Here is a 25,189-nt window from a genome sequence, read left to right as displayed (position 1 = left end):
TGCCGAGCGAGGGAGAGCCCCACGTGACCATCGCGCCAGCAGATCCGGCCTCAGTGACACCGGTGGCCGACGACGGTCCCGGGACCGTGTTGCTGCGGATCCTGACCGAGCTGACCGCCGACCTCCCCGACGCCGATCCCGGCCGGGTCGCCGCCGCCGCGTTGCGCGGCCGGTCCGCGCGGGCTGACGGGACGGAACTGCGCGAGCTGGCCACCGAGGCGGCCGCCGGCCTCATCTCCGAGGACCCCGCCTACTCGCGGCTCGCCGCCCGCCTGCTGACGGTCAGCATCCGCGCCGAGGCCGCCTCCCAGGGCGTCACGTCCTTCACCGAGTCGGTGGCGGTGGGCCACCGCGAGGGCCTCGTCGCGGACCGTACGGCCGAGTTCGTGCGGGTGCACGCCGACCGCCTCGACGCCCTGGTCGACCTGCACGCCGACGACCGCTTCGGCTACTTCGGCCTGCGCACCCTGCACAGCCGCTATCTGCTCCGGCACCCGATCACCCGCCGGGTGATCGAGACGCCCCAGCACTTCATGCTCCGGGTGGCGTCCGGGCTCGCCGAGGACGACACGGTCAGGGCTCTCGACGAAGTCGCCGCCCTCTACCGGCTCATGAGCCGCCTCGACTACCTCCCCTCCTCCCCCACCCTCTTCAACTCCGGCACCCGGCACCCCCAGATGTCGTCGTGCTACCTCCTGGACTCCCCGAAGGACGAGCTGGACTCCATCTACGACCGCTACCACCAGGTCGCCCGGCTCTCCAAGCACGCGGGCGGCATCGGCATCGCCTACTCCCGCATCCGCTCCCGCGGTTCGCTGATCCGCGGCACGAACGGGCACTCCAACGGCATCGTCCCGTTCCTGAAGACCCTCGACGCCTCCGTCGCCGCGGTGAACCAGGGCGGCCGGCGCAAGGGCGCGGCCGCGGTCTACCTGGAGACCTGGCACTCTGACATCGAGGAGTTCCTGGAGCTGCGCGACAACACCGGTGAGGACGCCCGCCGTACGCACAACCTGAACCTCGCGCACTGGATCCCGGACGAGTTCATGCGCCGCGTGAGCGCCGACGCGCCCTGGTCGCTGTTCTCCCCCGCCGACGTGCCCGAGCTGGTGGACCTGTGGGGCGAGGAGTTCGACGCCGCCTATCGCGAGGCCGAGGAAAAGGGCCTCGCGCGCAAGACCATCCCCGCCCGTGACCTGTACGGCCGCATGATGCGCACCCTCGCGCAGACCGGCAACGGCTGGATGACTTTCAAGGACGCCGCCAACCGCACGGCCAACCAGACGGCCGAGCCGGGCCACGTCGTGCACTCCTCCAACCTCTGCACGGAGATCCTGGAGGTCACGGACGACGGGGAGACGGCGGTGTGCAACCTGGGGTCGGTGAACCTCGGCGCGTTCGTCGACCGGACGGCCGGGGACATCGACTGGGACCGCCTCGACGAGACCGTCCGCACCGCCGTCACCTTCCTCGACCGCGTGGTCGACATCAACTTCTACCCGACCGAGCAGGCGGGCCGCTCCAACGCCAGGTGGCGCCCGGTGGGCCTCGGCGCGATGGGCCTCCAGGACGTCTTCTTCCAGCTGCGGCTGCCCTTCGACTCGCCACAGGCCCGTCAGCTCTCCACCCGCATCGCCGAGCGCATCATGCTCGCCGCGTACGAGGCCTCCGCGGACCTCGCCGAGCGCAACGGCCCGTTGCCGGCCTGGGAGAAGACCCGCACGGCCCGTGGCGTTCTGCACCCCGACCACTACGACACCGAACTGACCTGGCCGGAGCGCTGGGCGGCATTGAGGGCACGTGTCGCCACGACCGGCATGCGCAACGCCCTGCTGCTCGCCATCGCGCCGACCGCCACCATCGCGTCGATCGCGGGCGTGTACGAGTGCATCGAGCCGCAGGTGTCCAACCTGTTCAAGCGCGAGACGCTGTCCGGCGAGTTCCTCCAGGTCAACTCGTACCTGGTGGACGAGCTGAAGCGGCTCGGCGTCTGGGACGCCCGCACCCGTGAGGCGCTGCGCGACGCCAACGGCTCGGTGCAGGGCTTCACCTGGATCCCGGAGGACGTACGGGCGCTGTACCGCACGGCGTGGGAGATCCCGCAGCGCGGTCTGATCGACATGGCGGCGGCCCGGACCCCGTTCCTGGACCAGTCCCAGTCCCTGAACCTGTTCCTGGAGACGCCGACCATCGGCAAGCTCTCCTCGATGTACGCGTACGCCTGGAAGTCGGGCCTGAAGACGACGTACTACCTGCGCTCGCGCCCGGCGACCCGCATCGCCCGCGCGGCCCAGGCCGCTGTCCCCGTTCAGCAGCCGGCCCCCGAAGAGGCCGTCGCCTGCTCCCTGGAAAACCCCGAGTCCTGCGAGGCCTGCCAGTAATGTCCAGCAACCAGAACCTGCTCGACCCCGGCTTCGAGCTGACTCTGCGCCCCATGCGCTACCCGGACTTCTACGAGCGCTACCGGGACGCCATCAAGAACACCTGGACCGTCGAGGAGGTCGACCTCCACTCCGACGTCGCCGACCTCGCGAAGCTCACGCCGGGCGAGCAGCACATGATCGGCAGGCTGGTCGCGTTCTTCGCGACGGGCGACTCGATCGTGGCGAACAACCTCGTGCTGACCCTGTACAAGCACATCAACTCCCCCGAGGCGCGGCTGTATCTCAGCAGGCAGCTCTTCGAGGAAGCGGTCCACGTCCAGTTCTACCTGACCCTCCTGGACACCTACCTGCCCGACCCGCAGGACCGGGCGGCCGCCTTCGACGCGGTGGAGAACATCCCCTCCATCCGCGAGAAGGCCGAGTTCTGCTTCAAGTGGATCAACGAGGTCGAGAAGCTGGACCGCCTGGAGACCAAGGCCGACCGCCGCCGCTTCCTGCTCAACCTCATCTGCTTCGCCGCGTGCATCGAGGGCCTGTTCTTCTACGGCGCGTTCGCGTACGTCTACTGGTTCCGCAGCCGGGGTCTGCTGCACGGTCTGGCCACCGGCACCAACTGGGTGTTCCGCGACGAGACGATGCACATGAGCTTCGCCTTCGAGGTGGTCGACACCGTCCGCAAGGAGGAGCCGGAACTGTTCGACGACCTGCTGCGGCAGCAGGTCGTCGACATGCTCAAGGAGGCCGTCGAGGCGGAGCTCCAGTTCGGGCGGGATCTGTGCGGTGACGGCCTCCCGGGCATGAACACCGAGTCCATGCGCCAGTATCTGGAGTGCGTCGCCGACCAGCGACTCACACGCCTCGGCTTCGCCCCGGTGTACGGCTCGGAGAACCCGTTCTCCTTCATGGAGCTCCAGGGTGTTCAGGAGCTGACCAACTTCTTCGAGCGGCGTCCGTCGGCGTACCAGGTCGCGGTGGAGGGCACCGTGGACCTGGACGAGGACTTCTGATCCTTGTAGTCCTCACGGGGCTCCTGAGCCTCCTGGGCCTCCCTGATCTGACGGTCGACGCGCCGGTCGTGCGCGAGGCCGATCACCGACGGGAGGACCAGGAGGACGAGGACTCCGAGGACGGTGAGCATTCCGATCAGGCCTTCTGTCTGTGTCGTGTTCATAGACACCACTGTCCTGCCGGACACTCCTGACAGACAGTGGCAGGACTGCCGTAGACCCTCGATTTACTGCCAGCCGCGAGGCACACTGGCAGCATGCTGAAAAACGTGGCCGCGGTCCTCCTCAACGGCGTGCACCCCTTCGAACTCGGTGTCGTCTGCGAGGTCTTCGGCATCGACCGGACCGACGAGGGCCTGCCGGCCTACGACCTGGCGGTCGTCTCCGCGGAGGGCCCCGCGCTCGGCACGCACGTCGGCGGCCTCACCGTCTCCACGCCCTACGGCCTCGACCGGCTGGCCGAGGCCGACCTGATCGCCGTACCGGCCGGGAGCGACTACGTCACCCGCTCCTACCCGCAGGATCTGCTGGACGCCCTGGTCACAGCCGTCGACCGTGGGGCCCGGGTGCTCAGCGTCTGTTCCGGCGTCTTCCTGCTCGGCGCCGCCGGACTCCTGGACGGCCGGCGGTGCAGCGTGCACTGGCGGCACGCGGAGGAGCTGGCCCGGCGCTTCCCGAGGGCGATCATCGAGCCGGACGTGCTGTACGTGGACGAGGATCCCGTGATCACCTCGGCCGGCACCGCCGCCGGCATCGACGCCTGTCTGCACATCGTGCGCAAGGAACAGGGGCCCGAGGTCGCCAACAAGATCGCCCGGCGGATGGTCGTGCCGCCGCACCGGGACGGCGGGCAGGCGCAGTACATCGAGCGGCCGCTGCCCCGGTCGCAGTGCGACACCGTCGGCGAGGTGCTGGTGTGGATGGAGCAGCACCTCGACGAGGAGGTCACCGTCGAGCAGCTCGCCGACCGCGCCCACATGTCCCCGCGCACCTTCGCCCGCCGCTTCCAGCAGGAGACGGGGACGACTCCCTACCGCTGGATCCTGCGCCAACGGGTACTGCTGGCCCAGCGGTTGCTGGAGGTGACGGACGAGACGGTGGACGCGATCGCCGGTCGAACAGGGTTCGGCAACGCTGCCGCGCTGCGCCACCAGTTCGTCCGGGCGGTGGGCGCCACCCCGAACGCCTACCGGCGTACCTTCCGGGGCCCCGAGGCGGCCTGACCCCTCACCGGGGAACCGGCTTCAGCAGCAGCCGCTGCGGGCGCAGCGTGATCCCCACCCGAGTCGCGTCGTCGGACCCGGACACCTGCTCGAAGCGGTACTTGGCCGACAGCGCCGCCGTGATGAGCGTCAGCTGGGCCATCGAGAAGTGGTCGCTCGGGCACTTGCGGTTGCCCACGCTGAACGGGCGCATGGCGTACTTCGGCACGTCCTTGACCCGGTCGGGAAGCCAGCGGTCGGGGTCGAACGCCAGGTTGTCCGCGTAGGACCGGCCGTCGCGCTGGATCGCGTACGGGCTGTAGATGATGTCGGCACCGGCCGGGATGCGGCAGCCACCGAGTTCGGTGTCCCGCACCGCCCGTCGCGTCAGAATCCATACGGCGGGCCGCAAACGCATTGCTTCGACGACGACGTTGTTCGTGTGCCTCAGCGCCCGGACGTCCTGGAATGCCACCGGACGCCCGCCGGTGACGGATTCGACTTCCGCGCACACCCTGTCCGCGTGTTCCGGATGTTCCGCGAGGACGTGGAGCAACCACATGATCGTGGACGCGACGGTTTCGCTGCCGGGCGTGAGTATGGCGACGACCTGGTCGTGGATCTCCTGTTCCCCGATGGGCTCGCCATTGTCGTCCTTCGCCTCCAGCAATGCCGTCAGCAAATCGTCCGGCTTTTGACCAGATGCCCTTCGTTCGGCGACGATCTCGTCGACGAGGAGATGCAAATCGGCCAGTGCGCGGTTGAATTGGCGATTGGCCGGAAGTGGCAACCGGTAGAGCGGCCCGGCGGGAATCACCATCCGCCGGTACATGCCCCGGAAGACGGTGGCGAGGGCGACGCACAGCCGCTCGGCCCGCTCGTCCATGAAGTCGCCGCGCAGCAGACAGCGGGCCGCGATGCGCACCGCGATCCGGAAGGACTCGGAGGTGCAGTCGATCGTCTCGCCGGACTTCCAGCGCTCGGCCAGCGCGTGCGCCTCCTCCTCCAAGATCGGCCCGTACGCGGGAATGGCGTCGAGCCGGAAGGCGGGCTGGATGGTGCGCCGCTGGCGCCGGTGCGTGGGCCCGTTGGCGGTGGCCACGCCCTCCTTGCCGAGCAGGCCTTCCAGCGACTCCCACAGCGGGCCGGCGATGATGTAGTCGGTGCTCAGCGCCATGGTTCCGGTGAGGGCCGGGGCGGTGACGGCGTACACCGTCTTGGGGCCGAGCCTGAGGCGTACGACGTCGCCGTGGTCGCGCAGCCGGGCCATGAAGCTGAGCGGATCGCGCGCCAGCTTCCAGCCGTGCCCGAGGACCGGGACACCGCCGCCCGCCAGGGGCGCCTCGCGCAGCTCCGGGGCTTGTGGGGCCGCGGGCTTCACAGATTCGACGGTCATTTCTCACCTGCCGCTTGGTTGTTGACGTACGGGGGCGTGGACCGGTCGTCCCAGCTGTCGACCATGTACCGGCCGGACTCGTGGTGGAACCAGTAGACGGTGCTGAACCAGTTCCGCATATTGCCGACACAGGCCCGCACGGCGACGCTCAGTTCCTTTCCGCGCACCGTTCCGTCGGCGAGGTCGTCGGCGAAACGCAGCGCGTCGCGTTCGGCGACGAGGAATTCACACACGCATTCCTCGACCCGCCGCCGGACTTCGGCGACCGCATCTTCCAGGGTCATCCCCTCGTGTGCGATGAGGCTGATTCCGAGATTGTGCACCTCGTCGCCCGCTATTTCCTTGGGGAGCGAACAGAGGTCGTTGTACCAGGCGGCGAATTCCTGACTGAGGAGGGCCGCCCTCCGATATGCCGGGTGTTTCCTCACACCGTCCGGGAGTTGGCATCCCGCGGCCGGCTCCAGCAGATCGGTCCAGATCCAGTGCGCGAAGGTGAGTCGCCGTAGCGCGAGATATTCCTCGACACCGGGGACGACGCCTTCGGTGCGGTTGTGGAATTCCCGGTCGTACGCCTCGATCACCTCGTGGAAGTGCCGGGCGAAGCGGGCGTTCCAGCTCTGCGGCAGGAACGAGTACAGCCGCAGCACGCTGTCCGCGAACCCGGCGACCAGCGAGTCCTCGTGGTGCAGGTGGTTCCGTGGCGAGTCGAGCGCCGCGTGCAGGCGGAACCTGAGCCGCCGCCAGGCGGCCGGACGGCCGTACACGATGTCACGGTCGTGGCGGTCGTCCCAGACGAAGAACCACGCGCTGTAGTCCGCTATCGCCTGGAGGACCTCGTCGGGGGCACCGAGGTAGTACCCCGCCATCAGGTCGGTGTAGCACAGGCCGTCGGCATATTCCTCCACCTTGTCGGCCGGCATGAGCCGTTTTTCCAGTAGCCAGGTACGCGTCTTGTCCTGGAGCCTGGGCCAATACGGATGCAGTTGCCTGGGAAACGCTGCCTCGATCACCGGGAGAGAGAGCGACGACGGAACCGCGATCGCCGTCGGTGTCGATGTGGTGCTGTGTGGGAAAGCAGGCACGAACAAACCCCTTCCAGCCGCCAGTTGGCGCACCCACCCCTCCCGCTGTGCCGGGCGTGCGCCGTTGCGTATCCCCGCTCATCCCATTCAGCACCACAACTGAGCGATCTGGGAACGGATTTGCTCCATTCACTACCCCACAGTGCTGAGATCCGCCACTTGCGTGACTGGTTCTGGATCACTAGAAGAGCGCAAGGGATCGAATGTACGACGCACAGACGAACGGCGTCCGAGCAGGAAGATCCTCCTGATCGGACGCCGTACGTAAGGGAGTGGTGAGGCGGCGGGGCACTCAGTCGTTGGCGACCACGGGGTAGCGGGGCTCGTTCTCGGCCATCTGCCGCAGCGCGTCCTTGCGTTCGCGCTTGGAGAGACGGTCGATGTAGAGGTACCCGTACAGGTGGTCGGTCTCGTGCTGCAAACAGCGGGCGAAGTAGCCGGTGCCGCGCACCTTGACCGGGTTGCCCCTCTCGTCCTGCCCGGTCACCTCCGCGTAGTCCGGGCGGGCGAGCGGCGCGTACGCGGTGGGAACCGACAGACAGCCCTCGTTGCTGTCGTCCAGGCGGCGCTTGTCGGCGGGCAGGTCGACGAGCTTCGGGTTGCACACGACACCGACGTGCCGCTTGCCCTCGTCGTCCAGGCAGTCGTACACGAAGACCTTCCGGTCGACGCCGATCTGGTTGGCGGCCAGGCCCACGCCCTCGGCGGTGCGCTGCGAGGCGAACATGTCCGCGATCAGCTGGTCCAGTTCCGCGCCGAAGTCGGTGACGTCCTTGCACTCCTTGTGGAGCACCGGGTTTCCCACCACCGTGATCGGCCGCGAGGTGCCGCGCTCACGCCAGGCGTTCTCGCGCTCCTCGGTGTCCTCGGTGTCGATGACGAAGCCCTCGTCGTCCACGGGGAGCACGCCCGCGTGCTGCTGATCGGTGTCCTGCTGCGCCATGACCGACGTATGCCTTCCTGCATGCCTGGGAATTCTGCGAGTACAGCCTAAAGGGGACGGCGAGGCGCCATGGCCTCAGCAGACCTCTTCGAGGTCCCGCCACTCCCGGGAATCCGGGCTGTCCGCGACCCACCCGTCCAGCAGCCCGCGCACCAGCGAGGCCGGCGCGGCCACCCCGCACTCCCGCTCCGGCACCCACAGCTGCCCGTCGGTCACATGGCCGAGCGGCCCCGGATGCCCGGGCTCGCTGTGGTCGTGCGGGTCGAGATGCTCCCCGTCGCCCTCGTCGGACGGCATCCGGGACTCCGAGCACATCCGGCACAGCAGCCGTACGGACGAGGACCAGTCCTCCGCGGCGAAGCCGGCGTCGGAGGCGAGCTGCTCCAGGGCGTCCCGGTCGGCCTCGGTGGCGGCCTCCAGGAGGACCACCCAGGTGGGCACGGGCGAGGGCGCCCACAGCTCGATCTCGTCGAACACCGGATAGGAGTGCCCGGCGGCGGTGGTCCGCTCGCCGTGGGGCACCCCGTCGTGCAGCACGACCTCGCCCCAGCGCCGCCCGGACGACGGCAGCGGAATGGACAGCACCTCGATCCGCGCGGGGTCCAGCCTGCGCCCCCACACCACCTCGGCCTCGCCCTCGGGGGACAGCCGTACGGCCGCGCTGCCGAGGTCCATCCCGACGGGCTCGCCGGCGGCGGTGGCACCGCCCGGCACCCGCAGGCCGTACGCCTGCCAGGCCCGCCGCGCCAGCGGCCAGTCCTGCAGGGCGGTGGCCGCGATGCCGACGTTCCACCAGTCAGGTGCCCCCGCCTCCCGGTCCAGCAGGGCCACGGCCCTGAGACCGGCCGCCCGCGCCTGCTCCCAGTCGTGCCGGAACTTGTGGAGCAGGGCGAGGTTGAACCAGGACTCGGACAGCCAGGGCTCCAGGTCGGCGGCGCGCGTCAGCAGCGCCCCCGCGTCCTCGTACCGACCGTCGCCGATCAGCGTGAACGCACGATCTGTGGCCTGCCGCCAGGAGGCGGAGGGCCGGTTCCGTCCCTTGCCGAAGATCCTCACGATTCCCGCCTGCCAGTTCCGTTCAGTGGGCTGGCTGTGCCCCCGGACACCCTCTCATTCGCATCCAACCACGTACGGCTGGAAGGGCGCTCATTACCCATGGGTTACCCAGCCAGGGGCAGGGTCAGACAGTCCCGTGACAGGACACGGGCCAGCGCCTCGACGACCTCGGGCGCGTACTCCTCCGCGGTCGCCAGCCGCAGCTCCTCCAGCGCCTTCAGGGGCCCGCCGGGCCCGGCGTCCCGGGCCTTCTCCTCGTACGCGTTCACGGCCCGGACGACCCGCGCCGCGACCGGCTGTTCCCGCCAGGGGTCGGCCTGCCGCTCCACCACCATCGCCACCTGCGGATTCACACCGGTCTGCCGTACGACGGCCCCGCCGAGGAGCGCGATCCGGCGCTGTTCCGCGGCGGGCAGCCCGGCCGTGGCGCCCACCGGAACCGGATCGACGAGGCTGAGCTGCCCGATGTCGTGCATCAGGGCCGCGTACTCCAGCACGGTCAGCTCCGGCTCGGTGAGCCCCAGGTCCCGCCCGACGGCCTGCCCGAGCGCGGCGACCCGGCGGGCGTGCCCGGCCGGGGTGTACCCGGCGATCTCGGTGGCCCGGGCGAGGGAGGCGATGGTCTGCCGGTAGGTGGCCCGGACGGCCGCGTACCGCCGGAAGGACATCTGGGTGAGCAGCAGGGGCAGCGAGAACACGGGCAGCGCCCACAGCCCCGCCACGGCGACCGCGAGGGCCATCACGGCCCCCGTCGCGCAGACGGCCGACCCGATCCCCAGCAGCGCCCGCAGCTCGTCCCGCAGCAACGGTCCGAAGGGCCACCGGGTGCGGGAGTGTGCCAGCGCGGCGGCGAGCACGGCGTCGCACAGCGCGGTGAGAGAGAGCAGCGCGAGCAGCAGCAGCGCGTAGGCGGGCCCGACCCAGTCGCGGAACGTGCCCTGGTGGTAGAGGGGTTGGAAGCAGATGGCGGCGAACCCGACGGTGAGGATCCGCCGGGCCAGATGGTCGCACGTCCCGCGCTGTCCGCGCGCGATGTGCGGCACCGCGCCGAGGAGCGAGGCGGCGAGGACGACGGCGACGACCTGAGCCACACCGTGCCGCGTCGGCGCCCCCGCGTCCTCCCCCAGCAGCGCGTACGCCAGCGCCGCCGCGGCCCCGAGCGGCGCGGCCTCCCTGACCTGCGCGCCGGTCCACCGGCTCAGCTCACCGACGGTGACCAGCACCCCGAAGGCGAGGGCGGCGCCGCGCTCGTCGAGGCCGGTCCAGAGGGTCGCGGCGAGGGAGAGGGCGGCGAGGAGGGCGGCCGAGCCGTGGATGAGGACGAGGAGGAAGGGGGGCCGGCAGCCGCTCGTCGCCGCACGCCGGCAGCCGGTCATCGGCGTGCTCCCGGCCTGCTGGGGGCCGGCGGGCGAGGGCGGGGCGCGTGAGCCTCGTCCGCGGTGACGGCGGGGTGCCAGCCGTGCCGGCTCAGCGCCCGGACCAGAGCCGTCACCATCAGGGGATCGAAGTGGGTCCCGGCGCAGCGCTCCAGCTCCGCCAGGGCGACGGGCACGGGCCGCGCCCTGCTGTAGCAGCGGTTCGACGTCATCGCGTCGAAGGCGTCCGCCACCGCCACCACCCGGGCGGACTCCGGGATCTGGCTCCCGGCCAGCCCGTACGGGTAGCCGCTGCCGTCCAGCCGTTCGTGGTGGTGCAAAACCGCCGCCCGGGCCTCGCCGAGGAAGGAGATCCCCCGCACCATCTCGTGCCCGTACTCGGGATGCAGTTCGATCACCCGCCGCTCGTCGGGAGTCAACGGGCCGTCCTTGCGCAGCAGCCGGGTGGGCACCCCCAGCTTCCCCACGTCGTGCAGGATTCCGGCGAACCGCAGCACCTCGACGCGTTCGTCGGGCATCCCCAGCTCACGCGCGATCATCATCGACGCCTGCCCGACCCGCTCGCTGTGCCCGCGCGTGTACCGGTCCTTGATGTCGACGGCCTGGACGAGCGCCCGGATCGTCGCCTGATGGGCGGCACGTTCCCGGTGGTACTGGGCGAACACCCACCAGGACACGCACATCGGCAGCAGCACGAGCAGGGCGGCGACGGGCCCGTAGGGACTGCGCCACAGCACGGCCATCATCAGCCCGGCGAGCCCGTGCACGACGACGGGTGCGAGCGACCGGACGAACAGGCCCCGCCAGGCCCTGCGCGCCGGGACGCGCTCGACGAGGACCAGGATGCCCCCGTCCAGCACGGTCAGCACCAGGCAGAAGGCCAGCACCGCGGCCGCGGCGGGCGCGAGCGCGTACGGGAAGTCGGAGGCGAGGACGGCGTCCCGCCCGTCCAGCGCCTCGTGCACCCGCGCGGCCGCCCACACGGCGGCGACGAGCTGGGCGGCCCGCCAGAGCCGCCGCAGCCACCGCGGCCGCTGCTCGACCCGGGACAGCAACGCCCCCGGCAGCACCACCAGGGCGGCGGCGGACGGAGGCAGCAGGAAGGCGCCGGCGAGCAGCACGGGGTAGAACGTCGCGGTGAACCGCCACCGGGCGGCGACCTGCTCGCAGCCGCCGTAGAGCGCGGCGAGCAGGACGACCGCCCACCAGGGCGTCCGCACGACGGGCGGCGGAAGCAGACAGCACAGGGCGCCGAGGACCACACAGGTCACGTACACGCGCGCCCGTGCCGGTACCGCCTCCATACGCCCCTCCCCCGAGCCCGGCCATGACCGTCCAGCGTGCGGAGCCTAAGGCGGCGAGGGGGGAGTCCACGGGCCGATAACCCGCGGATTAGCACGTTCGAGTGACGACAGCCCGTTCCCGGGCGGGAGTTCAGGACTCCTGCGGGGTCGCTGTCACGTCATGCTCGGGCACGGTCTGCCCGGAGCGGATCAGCTCGATCCGCCCCATGACCTTGGAGCGCAGGTCGGTCGGCACGTCGTCCTGCCCGCAGCACCGCTTGACCAGCTTCTTCACGGCCTGCTCCAGGCCGTACTTCTCCAGGCACGGCGAGCACTCCTCGAAGTGGTGCTCGAACTTGGTGCAGTCGGTGTCGGGCATCTCCCGGTCGAGAAACTCGTAGAGATGATCGAGGATCTCGCTGCAATCCGTTTCGTGCGGCTCTCCGCAGCTCATGAGCCCGAGCCTTTCGCTTCGTTCGACTCTCCGGCGCCGGCCGGGACCAGCCCGCGCTCACGGGCGTAGTCCTCGAGCATGCCGCGCAGTTGACGGCGGCCCCGGTGCAGCCGGGACATCACCGTACCGATAGGTGTCCCCATGATGTCCGCGATCTCCTTGTACGCAAAGCCCTCTACGTCCGCGAGATAGACGGCGATGCGGAACTCCTCGGGGATCGCCTGCAGGGCTGACTTCACGTCCGAGTCGGGCAGGTGGTCCAGCGCCTGCGACTCGGCGGAGCGCAGACCGGTCGACATGTGCGACTCGGCGCGCGCGAGCTGCCAGTCCTCGATCTCCTCGGCCGCGGAGCGCTGGGGTTCGCGCTGCTTCTTGCGGTACGAGTTGATGAAGGTGTTGGTGAGGATGCGGTACAGCCACGCCTTGAGGTTGGTGCCCTCGCGGAACTGGTGGAAGGACGCGTACGCCTTGGCGTACGTCTCCTGCACCAGGTCCTCGGCGTCGGCCGGGTTGCGCGTCATGCGCAGCGCCGCCGAGTACATCTGGTCGAGGAACTCGAGCGCGTCCCGCTCGAAGCGCGCACTGCGCTCCGCGCTCGACTCCGCGTTCGCGTTGCCCTGGCCCTCGGGCTGCTCCGCCTGGCCGTGTTCGGTCCCTGCGTCGGTACCGGGAACCGGACCCACCTCCTCAAGATTTCGGGCGGGGCCGAGACCGGTCCCACCAGAATCGGAGGATAGAACACGATCCGGTCCGCCCGCCGCCCGAATCGGGGCGGCCTTGGCCGCATGCAGCACCGTCCAGTCCAGGTCGGCGCGGCTACTGCGGCTCGGGCAGATGGTCGAACCCATGCGGCGGACTTCCTCTCCTACGACGTCGGTGCCGGTTTCCTCAGCACTTCTGTCCCGCTCAACAGAGCTCCGCCGCTCAGCATTCCCGAGCCTTTACGTCAGTGACCGGGCCCACTCCACGACCCCGTCCGTGACAACTGTCACGGCCTCCTCCTGGCCGATCCCCGCCCGCTTCGGCACCGCGAAGCCGTGATCGCCGTACGGCACCTCGACCAGTTCGTACGTCCCCTTCGGGAACTCCTGCGGCCTGCCGAACGGGTCGTTGCCGCCCTGGACGACGAGCGTGGGCACCCCGGAACCGAGCAGTTCCCCGGCGCGGGACTTCTCCGGCCTGCCCGGCGGGTGCAGGGGGAAGCTGAGCGCGAGAACGGCGTGCGCGCCGAGCTCGACGGCCGTACGGCAGGCGACCCGGGCGCCGGCGCTGCGGCCGCCGGAGATCACCGGGAGGCCGGGCTCGGCCAGCGCGGGCCAGATCCCCCGCCACCCCACGTCGAGGGTCTTGGGCGCGGGTGCCACCTTCTTGCCCGCCACCCGCCAGGGCTGCTCGACGAGGGCGACGGTCACGCCGTGCTCCGGGAGCACCCGCGCGAGGGCCTGGAGGTCGCGGGCCTCGACGCCGCCGCCGGCGCCATGGCTGACGGCCAGCAGCAGCCGCGGCTTCTTCGCCCCGTGCCAGGTGACGCGGGCGGTCCCGGCGTCGGTCTCGATGCTCTGCGTGGTCTGTTTCGTCACGTCAGAAGAGTGTGCCCTCCTCGGGGCCCTCCAGCTCCTTCAGCAGCTCCGGTCCGTTGTTTCGGACGTTGCTGACGGCCGTGGAGACGGGGTAGGCGCGCATCAGCCCGGCGGGCGGCGGGGCGAGCAGCTCGCGCAGGTCGTCGGCGTCCGTGCGGGACGGGTCGAGCCAGGTGTCCCAGCGGTCCGGCGTCAACATCAGGGGCATGCGCGGGTGGATGTCGGCGAGGGCGTGCGGCCCGTCCGCGGGGGCGACGGCCAGCGGGCTCGTCTCGGCCTCCGTGGTGATCACCGAGCACGTCACCCACCAGGCCTGCGGGTGGTCGTCGGGCAGCGTCTTGTCCCGCCAGAACTCGTACAGCCCGGCCATCGCGAACACCGATCCGTCGGCGGGGAGCACGAAGTACGGCTGCTTGCGCGGCCGCTTCTTCTTCCCCTCGACCTCCAGGTCCCGCTCCTGCGTGCCGGTGACCCACTCGTAGTAGCCGTCGGCGGGGATGATGCAGCGCCGGGTGGCGAAGGCGCGGCGGTACGAGGGCTTCTCGTGGACGGTCTCCGCGCGGGCGTTGATCATCCGGGCGCCGCCCTCGGGGGTTTTCGACCAGGACGGGACCAGTCCCCACTTGAGCTTGCGCAGCTGGCGAACCGGCCTCGGGTCGTCCGCGTCCTTGAGGGGGCGGTCCACGACGGCGTAGACCTCCTTGGTCGGGGCCACGTTGTAGTCGGGCGCCAATGTCTCCTCGGGCTCCCACTTCTCGACCTCGAAGATTCCTGCGAGATCCTCGGGCCCACGACTCGCTGCATACCGTCCGCACATACGTGCCACACTGCCAGATTCGACGAGACTTACGGGAGCCACCGCGACAATGCCCACCACCGCATCCGACTCGCTCGCCTCCCTCTGGGACGAGGTCTTCGGCGGCCAGCCCGACCCCGACCTGTGGGTGGTGATCGCGACCCTCGTCGCCGCGCTCGCCGTCGTCGTCCCGCACGTCCTGTGGCGCGTCGCGCGCAACGCCATCACCATCGCCCACGAGGGCGGCCACGGCCTGGTCGCCCTGCTCACCGGCCGCACCCTCACCGGCATACGCCTCCACTCCGACACCAGCGGCCTGACCGTCAGCCGCGGCAAGCCGCACGGCATCGGCATGATCCTCACCGCGGCCGCCGGCTACACCGCTCCCCCGCTGCTCGGCCTCGGCGGCGCCGCGCTCCTCGGCGCCGGCCACATCACCGCGCTTCTGTGGCTGGCGACGCTGCTGCTGGTGGCGATGCTGGTGATGATCCGCAACGCCTACGGCGCGGTGACGGTCCTGGTCACCGGCGGCACGTTCGTGCTGGTGTCCTGGCTGACGGGACCCCAGGTCCAGGCGGCGTTCGCCTACGCGGTGGTCTGGTTCCTGCTGATCGGCGGCGTGCGACCGGCGTTCGAGCTCCAGGCGAAGCGGGCGCGCGGAGGGGCCGGGGACTCGGACGCGGACCAGTTGTCGCGGTTGACGCACGTGCCGGCGGGGCTGTGGCTGTTCCTGTTCCACGCGGTCTCACTGTGTTCCCTGATAGGCGGTGGCCGTTGGTTGCTGGAGGGCTGAAAGGCCTCCTCAGGGGCGCGCGGCCGGGTCGGCATACGGCTGCGCCACGGGGCGCGACCAGCCCCGACGGCGCCGCACCCGAACCACGGCCGACCATTAAAGTGGGCCCCATGGCCCCAAACCCCGCACACACCGCCCTCTGGCCCGCCCCGCACGCAAGCGGAGCCGTCGACGCGACGGTCCACGTGCCCGGGTCCAAGTCGGTCACCAACCGTGCCCTCGTACTGGCCGCCCTCGCCTCCGAGCCCGGCTGGCTGCGCCGGCCGCTTCGCTCCCGCGACACCCTGCTGATGGCGGGCGCGCTGCGGGCGATGGGCGTCGCCATCGAGGAAGGTGTCGGCCCCGACGGCTCCGGCGAGGCCTGGCGCGTGCTCCCCACCGGCCTGGCCGGTCCGGCCACGGTCGACGTCGGCAACGCCGGCACGGTGATGCGCTTCCTGCCACCGGTCGCCTCGCTCGCCGACGGCCCCATCCGCTTCGACGGCGACCCGAGGTCGTACGAGCGTCCCCTGAACGGCGTGATCGACGCCCTGCGCGTCCTCGGCGCCCGGATCGACGACGAGGGCCGCGGCGCGCTGCCGCTGACGGTCCACGGCGGCGGCGCGCTGGACGGCGGCACGGTCGAGATCGACGCGTCGTCGTCCTCCCAGTTCGTGTCGGCCCTGCTCCTTTCCGGCCCGCGCTTCAACCAGGGCGTCGAGGTCCGCCACATCGGTTCGGCGCTGCCCTCCATGCCGCACATCCGGATGACCGTCGACATGCTGCGCTCGGTCGGCGCGCAGGTGGACACCCCGGAGTCGGGCGGTGAGCCGAACGTCTGGCGGGTCACTCCGGGCGCCCTGCTCGGCCGGGACCTGACCATCGAGCCGGACCTGTCGAACGCCCAGCCGTTCCTGGCGGCGGCCCTGGTGACCGGCGGCAAGGTGCTCGTCCCCGACTGGCCGGCCCGCACCACCCAGCCCGGTGACCGGCTGCGGGAGATCTTCACCGAAATGGGCGGTTCCTGCGAACTCACCGAGTACGGCCTGGTGTTCAACGGCTCGGGCTCGATCCACGGCATCGACGTCGACCTGGGCGAGGTCGGCGAGCTGACCCCGGGCATCGCGGCGGTCGCGGCGCTCGCGGACTCCCCCTCCACGCTGAGGGGCGTCGCGCATCTGCGCATGCACGAGACGGACCGCCTGGCCGCGCTCACCAAGGAGATCAACGAACTCGGCGGTGACATCACCGAGACCGCCGACGGCCTGCACATCCGCCCGCGCCGACTGCACGGCGGGATCTTCCACACGTACGAGGACCACCGCATGGCGACGGCCGGCGCGATCATCGGGCTGGCGGTGGAGGGCGTGCAGATCGAGAACGTGGCGACGACGGCGAAGACCCTCCCGGACTTCCCCGACCTGTGGACCGGGATGCTCGGGGCGTAGGGACTCACCATGCGCCGTTACGGCAAGCACACCGACGAGGACGACATCCGCTCCCGCCCGAACCGCAAGGGCAACCGGCCGCGTACGCACATCCGCCCCAAGCACGAGGACGCGCTCGAGGGCATGGTCCTCACCGTCGACCGGGGTCGTCTGACCTGCCTGGTCGACGACCGGATCGTGATGGCGATGAAGGCCCGCGAGCTGGGCCGCAAGGCCGCCGTGGTCGGCGACCGGGTGGCCATCGTCGGCGACATGACCGGCAAGAAGGACTCCCTGGCCCGCATCGTCCGCATCGGGGAACGCACGTCGGTCCTGCGCCGCACGGCGGACGACGACGACCCGTACGAGCGCGTGATCGTCGCCAACGCCGACCAGCTCGCCATCGTCACCGCCCTCGCCGACCCGGAACCCCGCCCGCGCCTGATCGACCGCTGCCTGGTGGCGGCGTTCGACGCGGGCCTGGAACCCCTCCTGGTCATGACCAAGTCGGACCTCGCCTCGCCCGACAAGCTGCTGGAGTTGTACGGCCACCTGGACATCCCGTACGTCGTCACCAGCCGCGAGGAGCTGGAGAGCGGTGAAGCGGTGGGCCGGGTCCGCGAGCAGCTCGACGGCAGGATCACGGCCTTCGTGGGCCACTCGGGCGTCGGCAAGACGACCCTGGTCAACTCGCTGGTCCCGGAGGACCGCCGCCGGCTGACCGGCCATGTGAACGCGGTGACCGGCCGTGGCCGTCACACCACGACCTCGGCACTGGCCCTGCCGCTCGCGGGCGACGCGGGCTGGGTGGTCGACACCCCGGGCCTGCGGTCGTTCGGCCTGCACCACGTGGATCCGTCCCGGGTGATCCAGGCCTTCCCCGACCTGGAGCCCGGCACCGAGGGCTGCCCGCGCGCGTGCAGTCACGACGAGCCGGACTGCGCGCTGGACGCGTGGGTGGCGCAGGGGCACGCGGACCCGGCCCGGCTGTACTCGCTGCGCCGGATGCTGGCGACGAAGGAGCGGACGGAAGGCGACTGACCTCCGCGTTGTTTGTCCCGGGGTAGGTCCGGTAAGGGCATAATCGCACCGAGCCGGATCCAAGCCTGACCAAAACCTGATGAAGCGGTCACAAAACGCTGGGACACGTGGACATCTACGGGAGGACAGCACATGGCGTGGCTGCTGGTCATCGTGGCCGGGATGCTCGAGACCGGTTTCGCCGTCTGTCTGAAGCTGTCGCACGGCTTCACCAGACTCTGGCCGACCGTGGCGTTCTGCGTCTTCGCCCTCGGCAGCTTCGGTCTGCTGACCCTGTCGCTGAGAAAGCTCGACGTGGGGCCGGCGTACGCCGTGTGGACGGGGATCGGCGCGGCGGGGACGGCGATCTACGGGATGATCTTCCTCGGCGACCTGGTCTCCACGCTGAAGATCGTCTCGATCAGCCTGGTGATCATCGGGGTGATCGGCCTCCAGCTGTCGGGCTCGGCCCACTGAGCGGGTCCGGTCGGGCAGAGGGGCGCTCCCGCTCCGGAGGACGCGACACCTTATAAGACCAACTGGCGTTGTAAGGCGCTGTGGACGAGATCCGCGACGCCGCCCTCGCCGGGCGGCGCCGACACGCAGGACAGGGCGAGGCGGACGACGAGTTCGCAGGAGCGGGCCAGTTCGACGGTGTCCGACTTCGGGGTGCCGGGTCCGGCGAGGACCGTCACGGCCCGGTCGCGCACCAGGGCCACGAAGTCACCGGGTGACGGCAGCGGGCCGTCCGCCCGGCGCTGTGCGGGTACGGCCGAGGAGGACGGCACCGCCGACAGGGTCGGCGAGGGCAGCCGCTCGCTCCAGCAGCCGGTGAGCATGGCCCGTACGAGCGCGTTGTCGCGGGCCGTCGACGCGGTCCACTCGGCGGTGGCGGTCAGCCGGTCGCGGGCGTCGCCGGTCGCGGTGAGCGCGCGCTCGATCCCGAAGAGATAGCCGTCCGCCTCCCTCCTGACGAGGGCGCGGGCCAGCCCTTCCTTGCTCCCGAACTCGTTGTAGAGCGTCTGCCGGGACACTCCGGCCGCCGCCGCCACGTCCACCATCCGCACAGCGGACCACGGCCGACGGGCCAGCGCCGTGTAAGCGGCGTCCAGCAGGGATTCCCGCGCTGCAGGCATCTTCGCCTCCCGGGGCGAGCGGCACTGCGCCCAGATTTGACGCGCACGGAGGCACTGTCAAGGGTTCGCGACGGCACGCGGGGGCGCTCGGCCGGCATGCGCGAGCCGCGGGCGCCCTTCCGGCGCCACAGGCGTGAGCACACGTACCGCCGGCGGGCCCCGCCCGGCACCCGCTGCCGACCGCCATGACCAGGCCCCCTGTAGCCCCGCACCACCACCGACAGATAGCGTTCGTCACATGCCGGACTATCACGACGACCTCCGCCTCGCCCACGTCCTCGCGGACGCCGCCGACGCGGCGACCATGGCCCGCTTCAAGGCCCTCGACCTCAAGGTGGAGACGAAGCCGGACATGACTCCGGTCAGCGAGGCGGACAAGGCCGCGGAGGAAATCATCCGCGGCCAGCTCCAGCGCGCCCGACCCCGCGACGCGATCCTCGGCGAGGAGTACGGCATCGAGGGCACCGGGCCCCGCCGCTGGGTCATCGACCCGATCGACGGCACGAAGAACTATGTGCGCGGCGTCCCCGTGTGGGCCACGCTCATCTCCCTCATGGAGGCGGCGGAGGGCGGCTACCAGCCCGTCGTCGGTGTCGTCTCCGCTCCCGCCCTCGGCCGCCGCTGGTGGGCCGCGAAGGGCCACGGCGCCTTCTCGGGCCGCAGCCTCACCTCGGCCTCCCGCCTGCACGTCTCCCGCGTCTCGGAGCTCTCCGACGCCTCCTTCGCGTACTCCTCGCTCACCGGCTGGGAGGACCAGGGGCGCCTGGGCGGCTTCCTGGACCTGACCCGCGAGGTGTGGCGCACGCGCGCGTACGGCGACTTCTGGCCGTACATGATGGTCGCCGAGGGCTCGGTCGACCTGTGCGCCGAACCCGAACTCTCCCTCTGGGACATGGCCGCGAACGCGATCGTCGTGACGGAGGCCGGCGGCACCTTCACCGGCCTCGACGGCCGCCCCGGCCCGCACAGCGGCAACGCGGCCGCGTCGAACGGGCTGCTGCACGACGAGTTCCTGGGGTATCTGAACGAGCGGCACTGAGGGGCGCAGACGAGAGTGCACGCCGTCAATCGGCCGCACGCGCCCTCTTGTTGACCTCCGCTTTACCTGCCACTCTGAGGACACCCTCATTTGTGAACTTGTGAACCGCTGAACTATCCCGGCGGTTCCTAGGAGGTGACTCGGAACCCATGCTGGTCCGCGACGCCATGAGCACGGTCGTTCTCACGATCGGCCCCACCCACACCCTCCGGCAGGCCGCCGCCCTGATGTCCGCCCGCCGTATCGGCGCGGCCATCGTCCACGACCCGGACGCCGGCGGCATCGGCATCCTCACCGAACGCGACGTCCTCAACTCGGTCGGCCTCGGCCAGAGCCCGGACTCGGAACCCGTCCACGCCCACACCACCACCGACGTCGTGTTCGCCGCCCCGACCTGGACCCTGGAGGAGGCGGCCCGCGCCATGGCACACGGCGGCTTCCGCCACCTCATCGTCCTCGACCACGACGAGCCGGTCGGCATCGTCTCCGTCCGCGACATCATCCGCTGCTGGGCCCCGGCCCGGCAGCAGGTGCCGGCCTAGCACCCGTCCTCGTACGCGAACGGGCCGGACCTCCCTTCCCGGGGAAGTCCGGCCCGTCGCTCACGACAAGCGATCCAGTGCTGGTTGTTCGTTCGGCCGCGCAGGGCCTGGACCGCGGCCTCCAGCCGCTTGCCGTAGCTCCGTCGGCCTGACGGACGTTCGATCACGAGCCCGTCGTCGGCCAATGCAATGTCGAAGCCAATCCTACAATAGACAATGTCCAAATCAAGTAGGCATCCAAAGTCACACCTGGTCGCGACCTGGTCCCTCTTGCTGTTAGGCTGATGCGCATGAGTGACCTTCTGGAACGGCTGCGCGGACGCGGATGGCGGATGACCGCACAGCGGCGTGTCGTGGCCGAGGTGCTCAACGGCGAACACGTTCACCTGACGGCCGACGAGGTCCACTCGCGGGCCGTCGCCAAGCTGCCCGAGATCTCCCGGGCGACCGTCTACAACACGCTGGGTGAGCTGGTCTCCCTCGGCGAGGTCCTCGAGGTCGCCACGGACCAGCGCGCCAAGCGCTACGACCCGAACGCGCACCAGCCGCACCACCACCTGGTCTGCGCCCGGTGCGGCACCATCCGGGACGTCCACCCCGGCGGCAACCCGCTGGCCGACCTCCCCGACTCGGAGCGCTTCGGCTTCACCGTCTCGGACGTCGAGGTGACGTACCGAGGCGTGTGCCCGACCTGCGCGGCGGCGTAGCACCCTCGCTTCCGAAAGCCCCGGCACCGACGACTCGGTGCCGGGGCTTTCGGCCGTGTACGGCCTTCGCGCACCCTTCCCGTATCTGACGGGTCGTCATATCGTCGTGCGGACCCCCGCCCCGTACCGAACTCCGCAAGGAGCAACCGTGGGAGATCCGCACCCAAAACTCCACGCCACCGAACTGACCCGCATCTTCGGCCGCGCGCCCCACGCCGTCGACGCCCTCGGCCCCGTCGACCTCGCCGTCGCCCCCGGCGAGTTCGTCTGCCTCGTGGGCCCGTCGGGCTGCGGCAAGTCCACGCTCCTGCGCATCGCGGCGGGCCTGCTCCGCCCGAGCACCGGCCGCCTGGAGATCCGCACGTCCAGTCCCCGCCCAGCCGCCATGATCTTCCAGGACTACGGCATCTACGACTGGAAGACGGTCCGCGCGAACGTCCGCTTCGGCCTGGACATCCAGCGCGTCCCGCGCCATGAGGCGAACACCCGCGCCGACGAGTGGCTGACCCGCATGGGCCTCGCCGACTTCGCGCACGCCTACCCGGCGGCCCTGTCCGGCGGCATGCGCCAGCGAGTGGCGATAGCCCGCGCGCTCGCGGTCGAGCCCGAACTCCTCCTCATGGATGAGCCGTTCGCAGCCCTCGACGCCCAACTCCGCATGATCCTCCAGGAGGAGCTGCTGGAGCTGACCCAAACCACCCACACCACCACCCTCTTCATCACGCACAGCCTGGAGGAGGCGATCGTCCTCGGCGACCGCGTCCTGGTGATGTCCGCCCGCCCCGGCAGGATCATCGCCGAACACCGCCCTCCGTTCCCGCGACCGCGCACCGGCGACATCCGTTCCACGCCCGAGTTCACCTCCCTCAAGAGCGATCTGTGGGACCTCCTGCGGAAGGAGGCGCTGCCGGCATGACGACGACCACCCCCGACCGGACCTCGGTCCTCGTGCGCCGCCCAGGCCCCCGGGAACTCCACCCCGTACGCACCCACCGCCGTAGGCGTGCCCTGGAACTGTCGCTCGCCGCGGCCGTCCCGCTGCTGCTGATCCTCCTCTGGCAACTGGCCGCCACCCAGGCCTGGATCGACGACCGCGTCTACCCGGCCCCGTCCACGATCCTCGCCGACGGCTGGGACCGGGCGGCGGCCGGAGACCTGTGGCCGGACGTGTGGGCCACGCTCCAGCGTGTCCTGGCCGGCTACGCGCTCGGCACCGCGGCGGGCTACGCGCTGGGCCTCCTGATGGGCTCCCTCTCCCTCGTCCGAGCGGCCCTCGAACCCCTGCTGGACGCCCTGTACGTCGTCCCCAAACTGGCCCTGCTCCCGGTCTTCCTGAACATGTTCGGCCTGGGCGAGGGCCCGCAGGTGGCCCTGGTGGCGACGACGGTCTTCTTCTTCGTATGGATCTCGACCATGTCGGCGGTGATCACCGTCCCCACCGGCCACCGCGACGCGGGCCGGGTCTTCGGTGCCTCCCCGTGGCAGATGTTCCGCCACGTACTGCTGCCGGCCTCGTTGCCGTCCGTCCTGGTGGGCGCGCGGATAGCGGCGGGCGTGGCCGTCCTGGTGATCGTCGCCTCGGAGCAGATCGCCGCCACGAACGGCCTGGGCCACCTGATCTTCGACTCGCGCGCGCTCTTCCAGAACGACGTGATGTTCGTCGGCATCGTCTGTGTGGCCGTACTGGGCGTCGTGTTCTCCGAGTTGGTACGGATCGTGGGGCGGTTGCTCACGCCGTGGGCACCCCGGGACCGCGGACGAGGGCAGTCATGAGGGGACGTGGACGTGCGTACGCCGCCGTGGTCGTCGCCGCCGCGCTGCTGGCGTCGGCGGGCTGCTCGTCGCCGTACGAGTCGGGCTCCGAACCGAAGGCGGGCGCGGGCGACCGCACGATCCGCCCGGTGGAGGGATGCGGCGACACCTCCTGGACCGACCCCGCCGACCTCTCCCCGAACCGCTCACCGGCCCGCTGCCAACCTGGCGCCCCTCCCCCGCGGCCCCTCACCAAGCCCCGCAAGCTGACGATCGCGACGGGGACGCTGAGCGCCGAGTACGTGGCACCCCTCCAAGTGGCCCTGGAAAAAGGTGAGTTCAAGAAGGAAGGCCTGGACGTCACCCTGAAGGTGCTGCCCACGCCAGACGCGCTCCCCCTCCTGGCCAAGGGGGACATCGACGCGCAGTGGGCGGCGCCGGAGGCGGCCGTCATGAACGGCATCCGGGGTGGCTTCGGCATCAGGTGGGTCGCGGGCAACTTCTCGCCCGACCCGCAGTCGAAGAGCGGCCTGTGGGTGCGCCTCAAGAAGGGCGAGAGCCCTGACCGGGTGGCCATGGCCGGCCGCAGGCTGGGCACGATGATCGGCAAGGGTTCCGTGATCGCGTACCCCATGGAGAAGGCGCTGGAGAAGCACGGCGGCGGCCTCGACAGGATCCAGTACGCGCAACTGGGCTCGGCCGACGTCCTCACCGCCCTCCAGAACGGAGGCGTCGACTCCGCCTGGCTCCTCGACCCGGTCTGGCGCAAGGTCGACGGCGAACCCGGATACGCCTTCCTCGGCGGTCAACCGCGGGGCGAGCCCCTCGGCGGCATGCTGTACGGCCCGAGCCTGCTGAACGACGACGTGGACGCGGGGGTGGCCCTGCTGCGGGCCTACGTCCGCACGATCAACACGTACTTCACGTCCGACTACAAGCGGGACGCCGCCTTCGTCTCCTACCTGGCCAAGCTCCTGAAGGCCGACGAGGCGATCCTCAGGTCCACCCCGTCCCTCCGCATGGACTGGGAGATCCGCACCGGCACCACGGACCGCCTCCAGTCCGCGTACCGAGCCCAGGGCGTGACCGAAGGAGACCCCCTACCGGAGTCGAGAACGGTGACCAGAACCCTGTACGAGGAGGCGGTGGGCCACCGCCCCTGACCCGTCGCTCCCGCCAAACACCGAGGGCCGGAACCCATTTCTGGATTCCGGCCCTCGGCCTTCAGTAGCGGGGACAGGATTTGAACCTGCGACCTCTGGGTTATGAGCCCAGCGAGCTACCGAGCTGCTCCACCCCGCGTCGATGAATGGAACACTACGTCAAGAGAGCCAACAGAGGCAAATCGATTATCCACCCCCCATCGGCGCAGGTCACACCCCCCGCACCCACCCCTACGGCCCGCCCGACGCCCGAGGACCCGCCCCGGAACACCACCCCGGCCGAAGCCCCACGAAAGCAGCCTTCACCGGCACCTGGGGACGGAGAACCCGGACGGGGCGAGAGAAGCAGCCCCTGCGGGACCGAGCGGGCGCAGCCCATCCAAGGGTGCAGGAGGCACAGCCCACGCCAGAATCCAGGGGACGCAGCCCCCGCCCGGGCCCAAGGGACGCAGCCCAGCCAGGAGTGCGGGAGGCGCAGCCCGCGCCGGCGTCCAGAGGCGCGGTCCCCCGCCGGGGCCCTGCAAGGACCGCCGCCCAACCAGGGGCGCACGGGGCGCAGCCCAACCAGGACTGCAGAGGGCGCGGCCCGCGCCGAGGCCTTAGGCGCACAGGGGACGCGGTCCCGCCGGGGCCCTGCAAGGACCGCAGGCCCACCAGGGGTGCAGGGGGCGCCGCCCACCGCGGAGTCCAGGGGACGCAGTCCCCCTGGGGCCAGAGGACACAGCCCAGCCAGGGGTGCAGGAACGCGTCCCGCCGGAGCCCAGGGGTGCAGGGGACACAGGTCCCGCCGGAGCCCAGGGGTGCAGGGAAAGCGTCCCGCCGGAGCCCAGGGGTGCAGGGGACACAGTCCCCGCCGGAGCCCAGGGGCGCAGGGAACGCGTCCCTCCGGAGCCCAGGGGTGCAGCAGACACAGTCCCCGCCGGAGCCAGGGGTGCAGGGGACGCAGTCCCCGCCGGGGTTCAGGGGTGCAGGGGACGCAGTCCCCGCCGGGGTTCAGGGGGCGGAGCCCCCTGGCGGGGTCGAAGTGGGCGGAGCCCCTGGGGATGGGACGGGTAGGGGCGGCGGGGGCGAG

The 25,189-nt window shown here is 70.8% G+C and carries 25 protein-coding genes and 1 tRNA gene; 13 read left to right on the top strand and 13 right to left on the bottom strand.

Going from position 1 to position 25,189, the window contains the following annotated elements:
• Positions 1-23: 23 nt before the first annotated feature.
• Both ACWBNA_RS03455 and ACWBNA_RS03450 read left to right on the top strand, forming a co-directional pair.
• The gene (locus ACWBNA_RS03455; RefSeq protein ID WP_482702134.1) at positions 24-2,381 is read left to right on the top strand and encodes a ribonucleoside-diphosphate reductase subunit alpha; all 2,358 of its coding nucleotides are present in this window, start codon (positions 24-26) and stop codon (positions 2,379-2,381) included.
• A complete protein-coding gene (locus ACWBNA_RS03450; protein ID WP_482702132.1) occupies positions 2,381-3,391 on the top strand; it encodes a ribonucleotide-diphosphate reductase subunit beta in 1,011 nt (336 codons plus the stop codon). The genes ACWBNA_RS03455 and ACWBNA_RS03450 overlap by 1 nt, the downstream gene beginning before the upstream one ends.
• Here the strand turns inward: ACWBNA_RS03450 and ACWBNA_RS03445 are convergent.
• Positions 3,304-3,555 carry a hypothetical protein gene (locus tag ACWBNA_RS03445; RefSeq protein WP_482702130.1) on the bottom strand — a complete coding sequence of 84 codons (252 nt, stop codon included), beginning with the start codon at positions 3,553-3,555 and terminating at the stop codon, positions 3,304-3,306. The two genes, ACWBNA_RS03450 and ACWBNA_RS03445, sit on opposite strands and share 88 nt — an antisense overlap.
• A gap of 93 nt (positions 3,556-3,648) precedes the next feature.
• Between ACWBNA_RS03445 and ACWBNA_RS03440 the strand changes: the two genes are divergently transcribed.
• Entirely contained in the window at positions 3,649-4,614 is a 966-nt protein-coding gene (locus ACWBNA_RS03440; protein WP_482702128.1) for a GlxA family transcriptional regulator, read from the top strand.
• 4 nt (positions 4,615-4,618) lie between these two features.
• On the opposite strand, the gene ACWBNA_RS03435 is transcribed toward ACWBNA_RS03440, so the two are convergent.
• From ACWBNA_RS03435 to ACWBNA_RS03390, 10 genes are all read right to left on the bottom strand, one after another.
• Positions 4,619-5,989: a bifunctional albaflavenone monooxygenase/terpene synthase gene (locus ACWBNA_RS03435; protein WP_482702126.1), complete on the bottom strand. Its 1,371-nt coding sequence runs from the start codon at positions 5,987-5,989 to the stop codon at positions 4,619-4,621.
• Positions 5,986-7,071 carry an epi-isozizaene synthase gene (gene cyc1 / locus ACWBNA_RS03430; RefSeq protein ID WP_482702124.1) on the bottom strand — a complete coding sequence of 362 codons (1,086 nt, stop codon included), beginning with the start codon at positions 7,069-7,071 and terminating at the stop codon, positions 5,986-5,988. Before cyc1 ends, ACWBNA_RS03435 begins: the two co-directional genes overlap by 4 nt.
• A gap of 292 nt (positions 7,072-7,363) precedes the next feature.
• Positions 7,364-8,014 carry a peptide deformylase gene (gene def, locus ACWBNA_RS03425; RefSeq protein ID WP_482702122.1) on the bottom strand — a complete coding sequence of 217 codons (651 nt, stop codon included), beginning with the start codon at positions 8,012-8,014 and terminating at the stop codon, positions 7,364-7,366.
• Positions 8,015-8,089: 75 nt separating this feature from the next.
• On the bottom strand, positions 8,090-9,070 hold the full coding sequence (locus ACWBNA_RS03420; RefSeq protein ID WP_482702120.1) for a tetratricopeptide repeat protein: 981 nt from the start codon (positions 9,068-9,070) through the stop codon (positions 8,090-8,092).
• 104 nt (positions 9,071-9,174) lie between these two features.
• A complete protein-coding gene (locus tag ACWBNA_RS03415) occupies positions 9,175-10,446 on the bottom strand; it encodes an HD-GYP domain-containing protein (RefSeq protein WP_482702118.1) in 1,272 nt (423 codons plus the stop codon).
• Positions 10,443-11,750, bottom strand: a complete 1,308-nt coding sequence (locus ACWBNA_RS03410) for an HD-GYP domain-containing protein (protein ID WP_482702116.1) — start codon at positions 11,748-11,750, stop codon at positions 10,443-10,445. The genes ACWBNA_RS03415 and ACWBNA_RS03410 overlap by 4 nt, the downstream gene beginning before the upstream one ends.
• A gap of 130 nt (positions 11,751-11,880) precedes the next feature.
• Positions 11,881-12,183 (bottom strand): mycothiol system anti-sigma-R factor, encoded by a 303-nt coding sequence (gene rsrA / locus ACWBNA_RS03405; RefSeq protein WP_482702114.1) that lies wholly within the window; start codon positions 12,181-12,183, stop codon positions 11,881-11,883.
• Positions 12,180-12,866: an RNA polymerase sigma factor SigR gene (gene sigR, locus ACWBNA_RS03400; protein ID WP_482702112.1), complete on the bottom strand. Its 687-nt coding sequence runs from the start codon at positions 12,864-12,866 to the stop codon at positions 12,180-12,182. The genes rsrA and sigR overlap by 4 nt, the downstream gene beginning before the upstream one ends.
• A 258-nt stretch (positions 12,867-13,124) precedes the next feature.
• The gene (locus tag ACWBNA_RS03395) at positions 13,125-13,763 is read right to left on the bottom strand and encodes an alpha/beta hydrolase family protein (protein WP_482702110.1); all 639 of its coding nucleotides are present in this window, start codon (positions 13,761-13,763) and stop codon (positions 13,125-13,127) included.
• 1 nt (position 13,764) lies between these two features.
• The gene (locus ACWBNA_RS03390) at positions 13,765-14,580 is read right to left on the bottom strand and encodes an SOS response-associated peptidase (protein WP_482702108.1); all 816 of its coding nucleotides are present in this window, start codon (positions 14,578-14,580) and stop codon (positions 13,765-13,767) included.
• A gap of 49 nt (positions 14,581-14,629) precedes the next feature.
• On the opposite strand from ACWBNA_RS03390, the gene ACWBNA_RS03385 reads away from it, so the two are divergent.
• The 4 genes from ACWBNA_RS03385 to ACWBNA_RS03370 all read left to right on the top strand — a co-directional run bounded on the left by ACWBNA_RS03385 (position 14,630) and on the right by ACWBNA_RS03370 (position 18,255).
• Positions 14,630-15,352, top strand: a complete 723-nt coding sequence (locus ACWBNA_RS03385) for a M50 family metallopeptidase (protein ID WP_482702106.1) — start codon at positions 14,630-14,632, stop codon at positions 15,350-15,352.
• Positions 15,353-15,462: 110 nt separating this feature from the next.
• Positions 15,463-16,779, top strand: a complete 1,317-nt coding sequence (gene aroA / locus ACWBNA_RS03380) for a 3-phosphoshikimate 1-carboxyvinyltransferase (protein WP_482702104.1) — start codon at positions 15,463-15,465, stop codon at positions 16,777-16,779.
• A gap of 9 nt (positions 16,780-16,788) precedes the next feature.
• Positions 16,789-17,799, top strand: coding sequence for a ribosome small subunit-dependent GTPase A (rsgA, locus tag ACWBNA_RS03375; RefSeq protein WP_482702102.1), 1,011 nt, complete (start codon positions 16,789-16,791; stop codon positions 17,797-17,799).
• 132 nt (positions 17,800-17,931) lie between these two features.
• A complete protein-coding gene (locus ACWBNA_RS03370; RefSeq protein ID WP_482702100.1) occupies positions 17,932-18,255 on the top strand; it encodes a DMT family transporter in 324 nt (107 codons plus the stop codon).
• Positions 18,256-18,305: 50 nt separating this feature from the next.
• On the opposite strand, the gene ACWBNA_RS03365 is transcribed toward ACWBNA_RS03370, so the two are convergent.
• Complete coding sequence (locus ACWBNA_RS03365; protein WP_482702098.1) at positions 18,306-18,914, bottom strand: TetR/AcrR family transcriptional regulator; 609 nt, start codon at positions 18,912-18,914, stop codon at positions 18,306-18,308.
• Between the two features lie 238 nt (positions 18,915-19,152).
• Between ACWBNA_RS03365 and hisN the strand changes: the two genes are divergently transcribed.
• The 6 genes from hisN (at position 19,153) to ACWBNA_RS03335 (ending at position 24,117) form a co-directional block, all read left to right on the top strand.
• Entirely contained in the window at positions 19,153-19,953 is an 801-nt protein-coding gene (hisN, locus tag ACWBNA_RS03360) for a histidinol-phosphatase (protein WP_482702096.1), read from the top strand.
• Between the two features lie 149 nt (positions 19,954-20,102).
• The gene (locus tag ACWBNA_RS03355; RefSeq protein ID WP_482702094.1) at positions 20,103-20,495 is read left to right on the top strand and encodes a CBS domain-containing protein; all 393 of its coding nucleotides are present in this window, start codon (positions 20,103-20,105) and stop codon (positions 20,493-20,495) included.
• A 290-nt stretch (positions 20,496-20,785) separates the two neighbouring features.
• Complete coding sequence (locus ACWBNA_RS03350; RefSeq protein ID WP_482702092.1) at positions 20,786-21,202, top strand: Fur family transcriptional regulator; 417 nt, start codon at positions 20,786-20,788, stop codon at positions 21,200-21,202.
• Positions 21,203-21,350: 148 nt separating this feature from the next.
• Complete coding sequence (locus tag ACWBNA_RS03345) at positions 21,351-22,118, top strand: ABC transporter ATP-binding protein (protein WP_482702090.1); 768 nt, start codon at positions 21,351-21,353, stop codon at positions 22,116-22,118.
• Positions 22,115-22,975, top strand: coding sequence for an ABC transporter permease (locus tag ACWBNA_RS03340; protein ID WP_482702088.1), 861 nt, complete (start codon positions 22,115-22,117; stop codon positions 22,973-22,975). Before ACWBNA_RS03345 ends, ACWBNA_RS03340 begins: the two co-directional genes overlap by 4 nt.
• Positions 22,972-24,117 (top strand): ABC transporter substrate-binding protein, encoded by a 1,146-nt coding sequence (locus tag ACWBNA_RS03335; protein WP_482702086.1) that lies wholly within the window; start codon positions 22,972-22,974, stop codon positions 24,115-24,117. Before ACWBNA_RS03340 ends, ACWBNA_RS03335 begins: the two co-directional genes overlap by 4 nt.
• Before the next feature lie 65 nt (positions 24,118-24,182).
• Here the strand turns inward: ACWBNA_RS03335 and ACWBNA_RS03330 are convergent.
• Positions 24,183-24,256, bottom strand: a tRNA-Met gene (locus ACWBNA_RS03330).
• Between the last annotated feature and the right edge of the window lie 933 nt (positions 24,257-25,189).

The organism is Streptomyces sp. Q2, assembly GCF_056820935.1.
The sequence above is the reverse complement of the archived record's forward strand: the minus strand, read 5'-3'. Positions and strand labels throughout refer to the sequence as shown.